At 71.1% G+C, this 15,242-nt stretch carries 12 protein-coding genes; 10 read left to right on the top strand and 2 right to left on the bottom strand.

What is annotated here, in order from left to right; genetic code table 11:
- The first annotated feature begins 92 nt into the window (after positions 1-92).
- The 9 genes from ADL12_RS15560 to ADL12_RS15525 all read left to right on the top strand — a co-directional run bounded on the left by ADL12_RS15560 (position 93) and on the right by ADL12_RS15525 (position 11,597).
- Positions 93-1,646 carry a leucyl aminopeptidase gene (locus ADL12_RS15560; RefSeq protein ID WP_062702740.1) on the top strand — a complete coding sequence of 518 codons (1,554 nt, stop codon included), beginning with the start codon at positions 93-95 and terminating at the stop codon, positions 1,644-1,646.
- A gap of 271 nt (positions 1,647-1,917) precedes the next feature.
- Positions 1,918-3,306, top strand: a complete 1,389-nt coding sequence (gene lpdA / locus ADL12_RS15555) for a dihydrolipoyl dehydrogenase (protein ID WP_062702738.1) — start codon at positions 1,918-1,920, stop codon at positions 3,304-3,306.
- A gap of 68 nt (positions 3,307-3,374) precedes the next feature.
- Positions 3,375-5,144, top strand: coding sequence for a 2-oxoglutarate dehydrogenase, E2 component, dihydrolipoamide succinyltransferase (gene sucB / locus ADL12_RS15550; protein ID WP_062702736.1), 1,770 nt, complete (start codon positions 3,375-3,377; stop codon positions 5,142-5,144).
- 227 nt (positions 5,145-5,371) lie between these two features.
- Positions 5,372-6,004 carry a GntR family transcriptional regulator gene (locus ADL12_RS15545; protein WP_062702734.1) on the top strand — a complete coding sequence of 211 codons (633 nt, stop codon included), beginning with the start codon at positions 5,372-5,374 and terminating at the stop codon, positions 6,002-6,004.
- A gap of 187 nt (positions 6,005-6,191) precedes the next feature.
- Positions 6,192-6,326 carry a hypothetical protein gene (locus ADL12_RS57710; RefSeq protein ID WP_279617145.1) on the top strand — a complete coding sequence of 45 codons (135 nt, stop codon included), beginning with the start codon at positions 6,192-6,194 and terminating at the stop codon, positions 6,324-6,326.
- A 131-nt stretch (positions 6,327-6,457) separates the two neighbouring features.
- Positions 6,458-6,901 (top strand): hypothetical protein, encoded by a 444-nt coding sequence (locus ADL12_RS15540; protein ID WP_062702732.1) that lies wholly within the window; start codon positions 6,458-6,460, stop codon positions 6,899-6,901.
- A gap of 311 nt (positions 6,902-7,212) precedes the next feature.
- Complete coding sequence (gene aceE, locus ADL12_RS15535) at positions 7,213-9,915, top strand: pyruvate dehydrogenase (acetyl-transferring), homodimeric type (protein ID WP_062702730.1); 2,703 nt, start codon at positions 7,213-7,215, stop codon at positions 9,913-9,915.
- A gap of 84 nt (positions 9,916-9,999) precedes the next feature.
- Positions 10,000-10,992 (top strand): helix-turn-helix transcriptional regulator, encoded by a 993-nt coding sequence (locus ADL12_RS15530; protein WP_062702728.1) that lies wholly within the window; start codon positions 10,000-10,002, stop codon positions 10,990-10,992.
- 86 nt (positions 10,993-11,078) lie between these two features.
- Positions 11,079-11,597, top strand: a complete 519-nt coding sequence (locus ADL12_RS15525; RefSeq protein ID WP_062702726.1) for a DUF4240 domain-containing protein — start codon at positions 11,079-11,081, stop codon at positions 11,595-11,597.
- A 42-nt stretch (positions 11,598-11,639) separates the two neighbouring features.
- On the opposite strand, the gene ADL12_RS15520 is transcribed toward ADL12_RS15525, so the two are convergent.
- On the bottom strand, positions 11,640-11,861 hold the full coding sequence (locus ADL12_RS15520; protein WP_062702724.1) for a hypothetical protein: 222 nt from the start codon (positions 11,859-11,861) through the stop codon (positions 11,640-11,642).
- Positions 11,862-12,066: 205 nt separating this feature from the next.
- Between ADL12_RS15520 and ADL12_RS15515 the strand changes: the two genes are divergently transcribed.
- Complete coding sequence (locus ADL12_RS15515) at positions 12,067-13,194, top strand: lipid II:glycine glycyltransferase FemX (RefSeq protein ID WP_062702722.1); 1,128 nt, start codon at positions 12,067-12,069, stop codon at positions 13,192-13,194.
- Positions 13,195-13,240: 46 nt separating this feature from the next.
- Here ADL12_RS15515 and ADL12_RS15510 read toward each other — a convergent pair whose 3' ends face one another.
- Positions 13,241-13,993, bottom strand: a complete 753-nt coding sequence (locus ADL12_RS15510) for a peptidoglycan recognition protein family protein (RefSeq protein ID WP_062702720.1) — start codon at positions 13,991-13,993, stop codon at positions 13,241-13,243.
- Positions 13,994-15,242 lie beyond the last annotated feature (1,249 nt).

Here is a 15,242-nt window from a genome sequence, read left to right as displayed (position 1 = left end):
GTAGGTCGGAATTAGGGTCGGCCGTCGGGCCCGGTCGACCCACACCAATTCGGCCATCGCAAACTTCACATCGGAAGCGAGATTTCACCACCGTGACTGCTCTCACTCTCAGCACCGCCGCGGCGCCCGGCCTGCGGGCCGACGCGATCGTGATCGGTGTCGCCAAGGGCGCTGCGTCCACGTCCGGGGGACTGGTTGTCGCACCGGGCGCAGAGGCTGTGGACAAGGCGTACGACGGCAAGCTCGCCGGCGTCCTGGAGACCCTCGGCGCCTCGGGCGCCGAGGGCGAGGTGACGAAGCTCCCCGCGCCCGCCGGCTTCAAGGCCCCGCTCGTGGTGGCGGTCGGCCTGGGCGCCGAGCCCGAGGACGCCAAGGACGGCGCCTATGACGGCGAGGCGCTGCGCAGGGCCGCCGGCGTCGCCGCCCGTGCCCTCGCCGGCTCCAAGAAGGCCGCGTTCGCGCTGCCGCTGGGCGACGCCGGTGACGTCGGCGCCGTCGCCGAGGGGGTGCTGCTCGGGGCGTACGCCTTCGACGTCTACAAGGGCAACGGCGACAACACTCAGGACAAGAAGAAGAAGAACGGCAAGGCCCCCCTCGCCGAGGCCGCGCTGCTCGGCGGCAAGCCCCGCGACAAGGAGCACAAGGCGGCCATCGAGCGCGCCACCGCCGTCTCCGAGGAGCTCAACCGCGCCCGTGACCTGATCAACACCCCGCCGAACGACCTCACCCCCGAGTCCTTCGCCGCGATCGCCTCGGCGGCGGCCAAGGAGCACGGCATCAAGGTGCAGGTGCTCGACGAGAAGGCGCTGGCCAAGGGCGGCTACGGCGGCATCCTGGGCGTCGGCTCCGGGTCGGCGGCCGGTCCGCGGCTGGTGAAGCTGACGTACACCAGCTCCAAGGCGGCCAAGCACCTCGCCTTCGTCGGCAAGGGCATCACCTACGACTCGGGCGGCATCTCGCTGAAGCCCGCCGGTCACAACGAGACGATGAAGTGCGACATGAGCGGTGCGGCCGCCGTGTTCGCCGCCGTCGTCGCCGCCGCGCGGATCGGGCTGGACGTGAACGTCACCGGCTGGCTGGCGCTCGCCGAGAACATGCCGTCGGGGTCCGCCGTGCGCCCCGGTGACGTGCTGCGCATGTACAGCGGCAAGACCGTGGAGGTGCTCAACACCGACGCGGAGGGCCGGCTGGTGCTCGCCGACGCGCTGTGGGCGGCGTCGCAGGAGGAGCCGGACGCGATCGTCGACGTCGCGACGCTCACCGGCGCGATGGTGCTGGCGCTGGGGAACCGGACGTTCGGTGTCATGGCCAACGACGACGCGTTCCGCTCCGCGATCGTGGAGGCGGCCGAGGAGGTCGGTGAGGCGTCCTGGCCCATGCCGCTGCCGGAGCACCTGCGCAAGGGGATGGACTCGCCGACCGCCGACCTCGCCAACATGGGTGAGCGCATGGGCGGTGGGCTGGTCGCGGGTCTCTTCCTGCGCGAGTTCGTGGGCGAGGGCGTGACGTGGGCGCACATCGACATTGCCGGTCCCGCGTTCAACGAGGGTGGTCCCTTCGGGTACACGCCGAAGGGTGGTACGGGGTCCGGGGTGCGGACGCTGGTGCGGCTGGCCGAGCTGACGGCCTCCGGCGACCTGGGCTGAGGTCGGTTCGGATCGACGGGGCCTCGCATGCGGGTAGGGCGAGGCCCCGTCGCCGTATGGCTGGTTGGTTCCGTTCATGAGCGAGCCCCTCACATATGAACGTGCTACGTCTCACACACCGGCCCGGCGTCTCGTTCGGTGTGGACAAGTGCGAAGATGGGGCTCGGCAGGACAGGGCCCCACCACAGGGCCGAAGAAAGAGCGGCCGGACACCAGCCGCCTGCCGGTCGTCGAAGACCGGCGTACGGCGCACATGCATGGAGGACGTGACGTGGCGAACGACGCCAGCACCGTTTTCGACCTAGTGATCCTCGGCGGTGGTAGTGGCGGTTACGCCGCGGCCCTGCGCGGGGCGCAGCTGGGCCTGGACGTCGCCCTGATCGAGAAGGACAAGGTCGGCGGCACCTGCCTGCACCGGGGTTGCATCCCCACCAAGGCCCTGCTGCACGCGGGCGAGATCGCCGACCAGGCCCGCGAGAGCGCGCAGTTCGGTGTGAAGGCCACCTTCGAGGGCATCGACATCGCCGGGGTCCACAAGTACAAGGACGGCGTGATCGCCGGTCTGTACAAGGGCCTGCAGGGTCTCGTCGCCTCCCGCAAGGTGACGTACATCGAGGGTGAGGGCCGCCTGTCCTCCCCGACCTCCGTCGATGTGAACGGCCAGCGCATCCAGGGCCGCCACGTCCTGCTGGCGACCGGCTCCGTGCCGAAGTCGCTGCCGGGCCTGGAGATCGACGGCAACCGCATCATCTCCTCCGACCACGCCCTCGTCCTGGACCGTGTGCCGAAGTCCGCGATCATCCTGGGCGGCGGTGTCATCGGCGTCGAGTTCGCCTCGGCGTGGAAGTCCTTCGGCGCCGACGTCACGGTCATCGAGGGCCTGAAGCACCTTGTCCCGGTCGAGGACGAGAACTCCTCGAAGCTTCTTGAGCGCGCCTTCCGCAAGCGCGGCATCAAGTTCAACCTGGGCACCTTCTTCTCCAAGGCCGAGTACACGGCCGACGGTGTCAAGGTCACCCTCGCCGACGGCAAGGAGTTCGAGGCCGAGGTCCTCCTCGTCGCCGTCGGCCGTGGCCCCGTCTCCGCCGGTCTCGGTTACGAGGAGCAGGGCGTCGCCATGGACCGCGGCTACGTCCTCGTCGACGAGTACATGCGCACCAACGTCCCGACCATCTCCGCTGTCGGTGACCTCGTCCCGACCCTCCAGCTCGCGCACGTCGGCTTCGCCGAGGGCATCCTGGTGGCGGAGCGTCTGGCCGGTCTGAAGACCGTTCCGATCGACTACGACGGTGTCCCGCGGGTGACGTACTGCCACCCGGAGGTCGCCTCCGTCGGTATCACCGAGGCCAAGGCCAAGGAGATCTACGGCGCGGACAAGGTCGTCGCTCTGAAGTACAACCTGGCGGGCAACGGCAAGAGCAAGATCCTGAACACCGCGGGCGAGATCAAGCTCGTCCAGGTCAAGGACGGTGCCGTGGTCGGCGTCCACATGGTCGGCGACCGCATGGGCGAGCAGGTCGGCGAGGCCCAGCTGATCTACAACTGGGAGGCGCTGCCGGCCGAGGTCGCCCAGCTCATCCACGCCCACCCGACGCAGAACGAGGCCCTCGGCGAGGCCCACCTGGCCCTGGCCGGCAAGCCGCTGCACGCGCACGACTGACCCTCGGTCGACGAAGCGACTCCGCGACGAACACAGACTTCCGCAATTCGTAAGGAGCAACCGAAACCATGGCGGTTTCCGTAACCCTTCCGGCGCTCGGCGAGAGCGTCACCGAGGGCACTGTCACCCGCTGGCTGAAGGCCGAGGGTGAGCGCGTCGAGGCCGACGAGCCGCTGCTCGAGGTCTCCACCGACAAGGTCGACACCGAGATCCCCTCCCCCGCCGCCGGCGTCCTGGCCTCCATCAAGGTCGCCGAGGACGAGACGGTCGAGGTCGGCGCCGAGCTGGCCGTGATCGACGACGGCACGGGCGCGCCCGCCGCCGCCCCGGCCCCCGCTGCCGCCGAGGCTCCGGCCCCGGCCGCCGAGCCCGCCCCGGCGCCGGTCGCCGAGGCCCCGGCCGCCCCGGCCGGTGGTGCCGCCGAGGGCACGGACGTCGTCCTGCCCGCGCTCGGCGAGTCCGTCACCGAGGGCACCGTCACCCGCTGGCTGAAGTCGGTCGGTGACAGCGTCGAGGCCGACGAGCCGCTGCTCGAGGTCTCCACCGACAAGGTCGACACCGAGATCCCCGCCCCCGCCTCCGGCACGCTGCTGGAGATCGTGGTCGGCGAGGACGAGACGGCCGAGGTCGGCGCCAAGCTGGCCGTCATCGGCGTCGCGGGTGCCGCTCCGGCGGCCGCCCCGGCCCCGGCGGCTCCGGCTCCCGCCGCCGCTGCCCCGGCCGCGCCCGCGGCTCCGGCCGCTCCGGCGCCCGCCCCTGCCGCTCCGGCCGCGCCCGCCGCTGCCGCCCCGGCTCCGGTCGCCCCCGCGGCCCCGGCCCCCGCGCCGGCCGCTCCGGCCCCGGTCACCCCGGCTCCGGCCGCTCCGGCCGCCGCCCAGGCGACCGACGAGGGCGCCTACGTCACCCCGCTGGTGCGCAAGCTCGCCGCCGAGAACGGCGTCGACCTGGCCACCGTCAAGGGCACCGGCGTCGGCGGCCGTATCCGCAAGCAGGACGTCATCGCCGCCGCCGAGGCCGCGAAGGCCGCCGCCGCTGCTCCGGCTCCGGCCGCTGCTGTGACTGCCGGAGGCCCTGCCGCCGCCGCTGCCAAGAAGGCGCCGACCCTGGAGGCCTCCCCCCTCCGCGGCCAGACCGTCAAGATGCCGCGCATCCGCAAGGTCATCGGCGACAACATGGTCAAGGCGCTGCACGAGCAGGCCCAGCTGTCGTCGGTCGTCGAGGTCGACGTCACCCGCCTGATGAAGCTGCGCGCCCGCGCCAAGGACGCGTTCGCGGCTCGTGAGGGCGTCAAGCTCTCCCCGATGCCGTTCTTCGTCAAGGCCGCGGCCCAGGCGCTGAAGGCCCACGCGCCCATCAACGCCAAGATCAACGAGGCCGAGGGCACGATCACCTACTTCGACACCGAGAACATCGGTATCGCGGTGGACTCCGAGAAGGGCCTGATGACCCCGGTCATCAAGCACGCCGGCGACCTCAACATCGCGGGCATCGCGAAGGCCACGGCGGAGCTGGCCGGCAAGGTCCGCGCCAACAAGATCACCCCGGACGAGCTGTCCGGCGCGACCTTCACCATCTCCAACACCGGTTCGCGCGGCGCGCTCTTCGACACGATCATCGTGCCGCCGGGCCAGGTCGCGATCCTCGGCATCGGAGCCACGGTCAAGCGCCCGGCCGTCATCGAGACGGAGGAGGGCACGGTCATCGGCGTCCGCGACATGACGTACCTGACCCTGTCCTACGACCACCGCCTGGTGGACGGCGCCGACGCGGCCCGTTACCTGACCGCGGTCAAGGCGATCCTGGAGGCGGGCGAGTTCGAGGTCGAGCTCGGCCTCTGATCTCCCCTGTCGAGCAGTACGACGCCCCGCCCGGAGCTCCTCCGGGCGGGGCGTCGGTTTTCGGCGCCGGTCGACTGCACCCCCAGGGGCGCGGGGAACTGCGGGCGCCCCAACTGACTGCCGCCGTGTAAGTCTCGTCTCACCTGCACGAAAGCGCCCCCACGCGCCCTCCCAGCGGAGTGCAACGGCCGTATTGTCTAAGCGTCAACGCGCCCTAAGGAGCCCTCATGACCGCCCCCGTCATCCACTCGCTGCGCGAACAGATCCGCGAGCACATCCTTGAGGGGATCATCAGCGGTCGCTGGCAGCCGGGCGAGCGAATCGTGGAGCGGCGCATCGCCACCGAGCTGGAGGTCAGCCAGACACCCGTACGCGAGGCATTGCGCGAACTGGAGTCGCTGCGGCTGATCGAGTCCGCGCCCAACAAGGGCGTACGCGTACGGAGTCTGACCGCGGCCGACCTGGAGGAGAGCTACCCGGTCCGGGCCGGCCTGGAGGCCATCGCCGCGGAGCTCGCCGCCGACCGCCTCGCAGAGGACTGCTCCGCGCTGGAGCCGCACGTCAGCGCCCTGTACGAGGCCGACCGCAAGGCCGACGGCACGGCCCAGGTGCGGCACACGGTCGCCTTCCACCGCGAGATGGTGCGGGCGGCGGGCAACTCGGTGCTGCTGCACACCTGGGAGGGCCTCGGCATCGAGGTGTTCACGGCCCTGTCCATCCGGTGGCTGGGTACGGTGCAGCAGTCCTACGCGGAGGAGCACGAGGAGCTGGTGGCCGCGTTCCAGCGCCGGGATCCCCGGATCGCCGAACTGGTCAAGGCCCATGTGCTGGGATGCGCGCCTCGACACGAGGGCGAGTAGCGTCGCCGATCAGAGTCCCCCGCCCAATTCTGCGGCGGGGTCGGTGCTGGTGCCCTCCGTGGCTCGGGGCGCGGTCGATGCTCTGCGGAAAGTTCACCCGCAGGACACTCGGGTGCAGCCTGCCGGATGGCATCGGACCGGACAAAGGAGCCGTACCCAGCTCGCCCCACACGAAAGGCGGCTCACCATGCCGCACATCCTCACCACGATCCTGACCCAGGTGGCGGTCGCCCTGCTCAAGGCCGTCCTGGTGCGCCTGGCCATCCAGCTCTGGAAGGCGTTCGGCACGAGCGGGGGCCGGATGGCCGCCGCCCAGGCCTGACCGGCGACTGAGCCAGACTGGGCGAATTGTTCGTTTGGGTCGGTTTCACGTTTAGCCATGCCCGTCAATGGAAGGCGGCTGGAAGGACCCACTGACCCACTACCCACGCTTTCCAGCAGGGGAGGACGGCTATGACTTCCCCACAGCCGCAGACCCAGCGAGCTCAGCCCGCCCCGGCCGAGGCCGGACCGCAGGCCGAGCCGGAGCATCACGAGGAGAGGCGGACCGGCGGCAAGGTGGTGCATCTGCACACCGCGCACCCCCGGGTCCCCATCCCCTATGTGACACCGGGCGACATGTTCTCGGGCGCCCGCAAGGCCACGTCCACGGCCGCATCGGCGGCCACGGCCCTGCTCCCCACGCCCCGCAGGCTGGCCTTCTACGGGGTCCTCGGCGGGATGACCGCCGCCGGAGCCATGGCGTGGCCGGTCGCGGTCGCCGTCGGCGCGGCAACCGAGGTGATCACCCGCGAGCAGTCCGCACAGCATCGCCAGGAGCACGAGCGCATGGACCGGGAACGCATGGACCGGGAGCGCGCCGAGGGCGAGCAGGGGCGGCAGGCAGCGACGGGTTGACCACGTCCCCGTCCGTCCTCGTCCGTCCCCGTCCGCACCCTGAAGGCCGAGCAAGCCGCCCAAGCTAGCCGCCCAGAACTCAGGTGAGCAGGGAAAATGCGGCACCGCGTGCCCTTTTCCCCGGCACCGGATGCCAATTTCTCGATGTCGAGACTTTTTAGGCCGCCACCCTTTGATCGATCATCGATCAGGGAGTTACAGTCGCCGACGGGCTTCCACCCGAGGCCTCCCGCCCTGTCCTGCCAAAGACCAAGGGCACCCCCGAACCCTTACCGATGAGGGAACCCCCTTCGACTGAGGAAGGCGGCGACATGACCGACCCCAACGCCATCCAGCCGAGCGCGCTCGACCAGCTCCCGGACCGTGATCCGGAGGAGACCGCCGAATGGCAGGCCTCGCTGGACGCGGTCGCCAAGGCGGCCGGGCCGCACCGTGCGGCGTACCTGATGCGCCGCACGCTGGAGCGTGCCGAGGGCACCGGCATCGCGCTGCCCAAGCTTCTCGAGACCGACTACGTCAACACCATCCCGACCGCCGCCGAGCCGTCCGTGCCCGGTGACGAGGCGATGGAGTCCCGTATCACCGCGTGGAACCGCTGGAACGCGGCCGCGATGGTGACCCGGGGCAGCAAACACGGCGTCGGCGGCCACATCGCCACCTTCGCCTCCGCGGCCTGGCTGTACGAGACCGGCTTCAACCACTTCTTCAAGGGCAAGGAGGGGGACGGTTCCGGCGACCAGCTGTACATCCAGGGCCACGCCTCCCCCGGCATCTACGCCCGCGCCTTCCTCGACGGCCGCCTGAACGAGCAGCACCTCGACAACTTCCGCCAGGAGGCCGGCGGCAACGGCCTCCCGTCGTACCCGCACCCGCGCCGTCTGCCCTGGCTGTGGGAGTTCCCCACCGTCTCCATGGGCCTCGGCCCGCTGTCGGCCATCTACCAGGCCCGTTTCAACCGCTACCTCACCAACCGCGGCATCAAGGACGTCTCCGCCTCCCACGTGTGGGCGTTCCTGGGCGACGGCGAGATGGACGAGCCGGAGTCCACGGCGGCACTCGCCCTGGCCTCCCGCGAGGGCCTGGACAACCTGACCTTCGTCATCAACTGCAACCTGCAGCGCCTCGACGGCCCGGTCCGCGCGAACTTCAAGATCGTGCAGGAGCTGGAGGCCCAGTTCCGTGGCGCCGGCTGGAACGTCATCAAGACCCTGTGGGGCACGGCGTGGGACGAGCTGTTCCAGCTCGACACCACGGGCGCGCTCGTACGACGGCTCCGCGAGGTACCGGACGCGCAGGTCCAGACGTACCAGACACGTGACGCCGCCTACATCCGCCAGGACTTCTTCGGCAAGGACCCGGCGCTCGTCGAGATGGCGAAGCTGCTGAGCGACGACAAGATCCTCGAGTGTTTCCACCTCTCCCGCGGTGGTCACGAGGCCCGCAAGGTGTACGCCGCCTACAAGGCCGCCGTCGCGTTCAAGGGCGCGCCGACCGTGATCCTGGCCCAGACGGTCAAGGGCTTCACGCTCGGTGAAGGCTTCGCCTCGAAGAACGCCAACCACCAGATGAAGAAGCTGTCGGTGGACGAGTTCAAGGCGATGCGCGACCTGCTCGACCTGCCGATCAAGGACAGCGACTTCGTCGACGGCGTGGTCCCCTACGGCCACCCCGGCGCCGACTCCCCCGAGGTCCGCTACCTCCAGGAGCGCCGCGCGGCCCTCGGCGGCCCGGCCCCGGCCCGCCGCGTCCACCCGGTGGCGCCTCTCCCCGCCCCCGCCGAGAAGGCGTTCGCGTCCTTCGACAAGGGCTCCGGCTCCCAGAACGTGGCCACCACCATGGCCTTCGTCCGCCTGATCAAGGACCTGGTCCGCGACAAGGAGACGGGCAAGCGCTGGGTGCCCATCGTGCCGGACGAGGCGCGCACCTTCGGTATGGAGAGCCTGTTCCCGTCGCTGGGCATCTACTCGCCCAAGGGGCAGACGTACGAGCCCGTCGACCGCGACCAGCTCATGTACTACAAGGAGGCCAAGAACGGCCAGATCCTCAACGAGGGGATCACCGAGGCCGGTTCGATGGCCGACTTCATCGCCGCGTCGACCGCGTACTCCACGCACGGCGAAGCGATGATCCCCTTCTACATCTTCTACTCGATGTTCGGCTGGCAGCGCACGGCCGACCAGATGTGGCAGCTCGGCGACCAGCTCGGCCGCGGCTTCCTCGTCGGCGCCACGGCGGGCCGTACGACGCTGACGGGCGAGGGCCTGCAGCACGCCGACGGCCACTCGCCGGTGATCGCGGCGACGAACCCCGCCGCGCTGACGTACGACCCGGCGTTCGCGTACGAGGTCGCCACGATCGTCAAGGACGGTCTGCGCCGGATGTACGGCGAGGCGGCCCCGGGCGAGGACCCGAACGTCTTCTACTACCTGACCGTCTACAACGAGCCGATGCCGCAGCCGGCCAAGCCGCAGGGCCTCGGCATCGACGAGGGCATCGTCAAGGGCCTGTACCGCTTCAACACGGCCGAGTCGGCCGGGTTGTCCCCGGTGGCCAACGCCCCGCGCATCCAGCTGCTGGGCTCCGGCACCGCGATCCACTGGGTGCTTCAGGCGCAGAAGCTGCTCGCCGAGGAGTGGGGCGTGGCGGCCGACGTATGGTCCGCGACCTCCTGGACGGAACTCCGCCGTGACGCGCTGGAGGCCGACACGGCGCTGCTGCGCGGCGAGGAGCGGGTGCCGTACGTCCGTCAGGCGCTGCACGGCGCCGAGGGCCCGGTGCTGGCGGTCTCCGACTACATGCGTCAGGTCCCGGACCAGATCGCGCAGTGGGTCGAGCAGGACTACTCCTCGCTGGGCGCCGACGGCTTCGGTCTGTCGGACACCCGCGAGGCGGCTCGCCGCCACTTCGGTGTCGACGCCCAGTCGGTGGTCGTCGCGGCCCTGGCCCAGCTCGCCCGGCGCGGCGAGGTCAAGGCGACGGCCGTGAAGGAAGCGCGCGAGAAGTACGGCCTGTAAAGGCTGACCTTCCTGGCCTTCGGCGAAGGGGTACGGCGGTTGCCGTACCCCTTCGTTGTCAGTGGCCCCCGGCATGATGGCCGTATGCGTGCTGCCCGGCTGATCAAGATGGTGCTGCTGCTCCAGTCCCGGCCCTCCATGACCGCCGCCGAGCTGGCGCGGGAGCTGGAGGTGTCCGAGCGGACGGTCACGCGGGATGCGCAGGCGTTGTCGGAGGCGGGGGTTCCGGTGTACGCGGATCGAGGGCGGGCCGGCGGGTACCGGCTCATCGGCGGCTACCGGACCCGGCTGACGGGGCTCGCGCGGGGCGAGGCCGAGGCGTTGTTCCTGTCCGGGGTGCCGGGCGCACTGCGGGAGATGGGGCTGGAGGACGCCGCCTCCGCCGCCCGGCTGAAGGTGTCGGCAGCCCTGATGCCCTCCCTGCGTGACGCTTCCCGTACGGCCGCTCAGCGGTTCCACCTCGACGCCCCGAACTGGTTCAAGGAACCGAAGACACCCGAGCTGCTGCCGGCCGTCGCGGAGGCGGTGTGGGACGACCGGCGGATCGTCGCTCGGTACCGGCGCGGGGAGGCCGAGGTCGAGCGGGAGCTGGAACCGTACGGGCTCGTGCTGAAGGCAGGCGTCTGGTACGTGTGCGCCCGGGTCGCGGGGCACGGGTCGTACCGGGTGTACCGCATCGACCGGTTCACCGCCGTGGACGCTGGTGACGAGCGGTCCGACCGGTTCGAGCGGTTCGAGCGGGACGAGGAGTTCGATCTGCCGGGCTTCTGGGACGAGCGGGCGGAACAGTTCGCGCGGTCCCTTCTGCGGACCGAGGTCGTGGTGCGGGTGTCCCCCGGCGGGGTGCGCAGACTGCCGTACGCCGTCGATCCGCAGTCCGCGCGGGAGGCGCTGGAGGCGGCGGGTGCCCCGGACGGGGACGGATGGGTGACGCTGACCCTCCCGGTGGAATCCGAGGAAGTCGCCCACACCCAGCTCGCGTCGCTCGGCCCGGAGGTCGAGGTGCTCGCGCCGGAGGCACTGCGGGCGCGGTGCGCGAGCGATGCGATACGGCTGGCCGCGTTGTACCGCTCATGAGCCGTACGCCCACGAGCCGTACGTCGATAACAATCCGTCGCACTCCACGTGCGTCCCACCCGTACAGGGCCGATGCTTGACCCGTGATGGACGAGACGGAGTTCTGGGAGCTGGTCGACGGCACTCGCGAGGCTGCCGAGGGCGACCCCGAGGAGCAGGCCGACCTGCTCGTGGACAAGCTCCTGCAACTGGAGCCGGACATGGTCCTGGACTTCGCCCGTCACTTCGAGGCCCGCTACAACCGCGCGTACACCTGGGATCTGTGGGGCGCCGCCTGGGTCCTGCTGGACGGGGCCAGCGACGACGCGTTCGACTTCTTCCGGTGCTGGCTGATCGGCCAGGGCCGCGAGGTGTACGAGGGCGGTGTGCACGAGCCCGACTCGCTCGCCGACCTGCTGGGCGACTTCGACGAGGAGTTCGACGGCGACGGCGAGGAGCTCGGCTACGCCGCGGACGAGGCCTACGAGCAGCTCACCGGCACCGTCGCCCCGGACCTCGGCATCGCCCCCGCGCCCTCGGAACCGGAGGGCGCACCGGTCGACTTCGAGAACGAACAGGCGCTGGCGCAGCGGTATCCCAGGCTGTGGGAGCGGTTCAAGGACTGAGCCAAGGACTGAGCCACGAGAACTGAGCCGGAGGACTGAGCCTCAGGCCATGGCCCGCCGGCGGCTCGGGTCCGACGGGATGTAGCCCTGCGTCTGCTCGGCCTTCACCGCGTGGTACATCGGGGCCTTGTTGGCCTGGTCCAGCGCGGACGCCGTGACGGCGGCCGGCCCGAGGACGACGGTCGCGACGGTGGCGACCACCGTCCAGACCCGCGCGCGGCTGGTGTTGCTGTTGCTGTTGCTGTTGCTGCTGCTGCTGCTCATGATCCCCACCTCCGGTCAGTGCGTGTGCATGACGATAGGGAGGCAGTCTCGGAGGGATCCCTGAGTCGGCTACGAGAAACCTGTGAGGCGTTTTCACCTGGTGACCGACGTCACCGGGCGGGTCGGGAAGGTTCACGCCCCGTCTCTTGACCCGTTGTGTGATCTCCGGCTTAGGGTGGCCGCCCCGACCAGGAGCACCCAGCCCATGACCAGCCTGTTCGTGCGGGAGATACCGCGCGCGGAGCACCTCGCCCATCTGCGGCTGTATCCCGACGCGAGCCACCTGCAGATACCCGAGTGGGGCGATGTGAAGCCCGACTGGCTGCCGGAGAGCGTCGGCTGGTTCGAGGACGGGGAGATGGTCGCGACGGCGCTGGTCCTGTACCGGCCGCTGCCCGGGACCCGGCGCTACCTCGCCTACCTCCCGGACGGCCCCGCGATCGACTGGCGCGATCCGCGCCTGGAGCGGTGGCTGGACCCGCTCGTCGCCCATCTGAAGCGGATCGGGGCGTTCTCGGTCCGGATCGGCCCGCCCCTCGTCGTACGGCACTGGGACGCGGCCACCGTGGCGGCCGGCATCGCCGACCCCGACGTACGTCATCTGCACGAGCTGCCCGCGGCCGGCATCGACGGATACGCGCTCGACGCCGCGGAGCGGCTGCGCCGGCTCGGGTGGCGGCGGTGCGAGGAGGACGACGGGAGCGGTTTCGGTCTCGGCCAGCCGCGCTACGGCTGTGAGATCCCGTTGGCGGGACGCTCGATGGACGAACTGCGCGCCGACCTCGCACCGCACTGGGAGCAGGCCCTGAGCACGGCCGAGGCGGCAGGCGTCCGGGTCTCCTGGGGCTCGGCGGCCGACCTGCCCGAATTCCACCGCCTGTACACCGCGACCGCCGCCCACGACGGCTTCAAGGCCCGCCCCTTGGACTACTTCCGGCGCATGTGGAAGGCCCTGAACGCCGAGGACGACGACCGGCTGCGCCTCTACCTCGCCGAGTACGACGACGAGGTGCTCTCCGCGGCCCTGATGATCAACGTCGGCTCCCGCGCCTGGCACTCGTACGCCGCGTCCGGCCGCCGCGGGCGCCGGCTGCGGCCCAGCAGCGCGCTGTTGTGGCGCATGCTGGGTGACGCGCGGGCTGCGGGCGCCGCGACGTACGACCTGCGCTCCATCACCCCCGCCCTCACCGAGGACCGCCTGCTCGGACGCCTCCGCTTCAAGACCGGCACGGGCGGCCGGGCCGTGGAGTACCTCGGGGAGTGGGAGCTTCCGGTGGGCAGCCAGGGAAAGGTGCTGCAGCGGGCGTTGGGGGTATATCTCGGGCGCCGGTGACGGCACGGGGGGGGGGAGTCCGGAGGGGCGGGGGGGAGCGCGCTGATCAGCGTCTGCCCTGCAGGCGGGCCGCCGTCTCCCTGATCTCCGGGAGGAGGGCGCTGAGGGCCGCGCCCGGGCAACTCGTCATGTAACCCTCCTGGTGGCCGGCCAGGGCCGGGAGCGTGGCGGTGGTGCCGGCGGCGTAGCGGCTGTGGCTGTTGCTGGAGGTCAGGCGGACCCTCGCGCGCGGGTCGGTGTCGGACATCCCCAGCTTCCAGGCGGCCAGCGCGGCGATCGCGTCGGTCATCTCCTTCGGCACGGCGACGCCGGCCGTGAAGGTGCCGAGGGCGGCGATGCCGGTGGTGCGGTGGTTGAAGCCCTGGGTGTGGGCGCCGGTCACCGGGCGGTCCATGCCGCCCGCGCGGCCCTCGTAGATGGTGCCGCAACGGTCGACGAGGAAGTTGTAGCCGATGTCGTCCCAGTCGCGGGAGCCGGTCTGGCCCGCGTACAGGTAGCGGATGATGCGGGGCGCGTCGGCGCAGTCGTAGCCGTTGGGCGAGTCGGTGTGGTGGACGAAGACCGCGACGACCGTGTCGTCGTAGCGCGGGGGCGGCTGGGCGTGCCGGGAGTCGTCGTCCAGCCAGAGCGACCTCGGCACGATGGGCGGCCGGGCCGCCTTGTGCGGGGCGGCACGCGCCACGGCCTGCCGTGCGGACGCCGCCACACTCCGCTCGACCCCGCCCGCGCACAGCGCCAGCGCGAGAATGGCGGCAAGCCCGGGAACACAGCCGAGGAGCACGAGCACGACGGGCGCCATACGCCACCCGGCAGCTGACTGCAGCCGCCCCCGGGATGACCACCCGGCAGAACACCACAGCCGGACTCCCGCTCCCTGCGACCGAATTCGAAATCGCTCCCCGACACAGGCCCAGAACCCGGCTCGGAACCGCTCCCCGACAGCGGCCTGCGGCCAGTCTCGAAGCTGCAGCCGGTCACGGAAGTGCAGCCGGTCACGGGACTGCAGCCGATCTCGCCACTGCAGCCGGTCACGGGACTGCAGCTGGTCATGGGAGTGCCGCCCGGCTTGGAGCTGCCGCCGGACTCGAAGGCGGAGCCAGACTTGCGGGCGGAGCCAGACTCGAAGGCGGAGCCAGACTTGCGGGCGGAGCCAGACTCGAAGGCGGAGCCAGACTCGGGGGCTGAGCCAGACTCGAAGGCGGAGCCGGGTTCGGGGGCGGAGCCGGGTTCGGGAGTCGCGCTGGGCTCGGGAGCGCTGCCCGGTCCCGGATCGCAACCCGACCCGGGCCTGCCCCAAGGTTCGAGGCCGCTGCCGATGTCGGTCCTGCCGCGCGGCCCCGGACACCGGCCCAGCCCGCCACTCCGACACGCCCGGCGGCTCCCGCCCGGCCGACGGCTCCCCTCCAGCCGGCTGTTGCTGCCCTGCCGACTGCTCCTCCACGGCCGCCCCTTCTCGCACGACCGACCGCTCTCGCCCAGCCAACCCAGCCGGGTGCTCCCGCCCGGCCGACTCCTCTCGCACAGCTGACTGCTCCAGCCCGGCCAGCGCTTCTCGCCCGGCCGACTGCTCCGGCCCCGCCGACCGCTCCCACTCGACCAGCTGTTCCCGCCCGGACGACTCTTCTCGCCCAACTGACTGTCCCAGCCCAGCTGACTGTTCCCTCACGGCAGGCTGTTCTCGCACAACCGGCTGCTCCCACCCAGCCGGTTGTTCCTGCCCAGCCGCCTGCTCCCACTCGACCTGCTGACCCTGCCCGGACGACTCCCCTCGCCCAGCAGACTGCCCCCGCCCGGCCAGCTGCTCCCGCACAACGGGCACAACCGGCTCCTCCCGCCCAGCCAGCGCTTCTCGCCCAGCTGACTGTTCCCTCACGGCAGACTCTTCTCCCACAACCGGCCGCCCCCACCCAGCCGGTTGTTCCTGCCCAGCCGCCTGCTCCCACTCGACCTGCTGACCCTGTCCGGACGACGCTTCTCGCCCAGCAGACTGCCCCCGCCCGGCCGACTGCTCCCGCACAACGGGATCACCTCGCACAACCGGCTTCTCC

It is taken from the genome of Streptomyces regalis (assembly GCF_001509475.1).
In the GTDB taxonomy this organism is placed as follows: Bacteria; Actinomycetota; Actinomycetes; order Streptomycetales; family Streptomycetaceae; genus Streptomyces; species Streptomyces regalis.
This window is presented reverse-complemented; position numbering and strand designations above follow the sequence as displayed.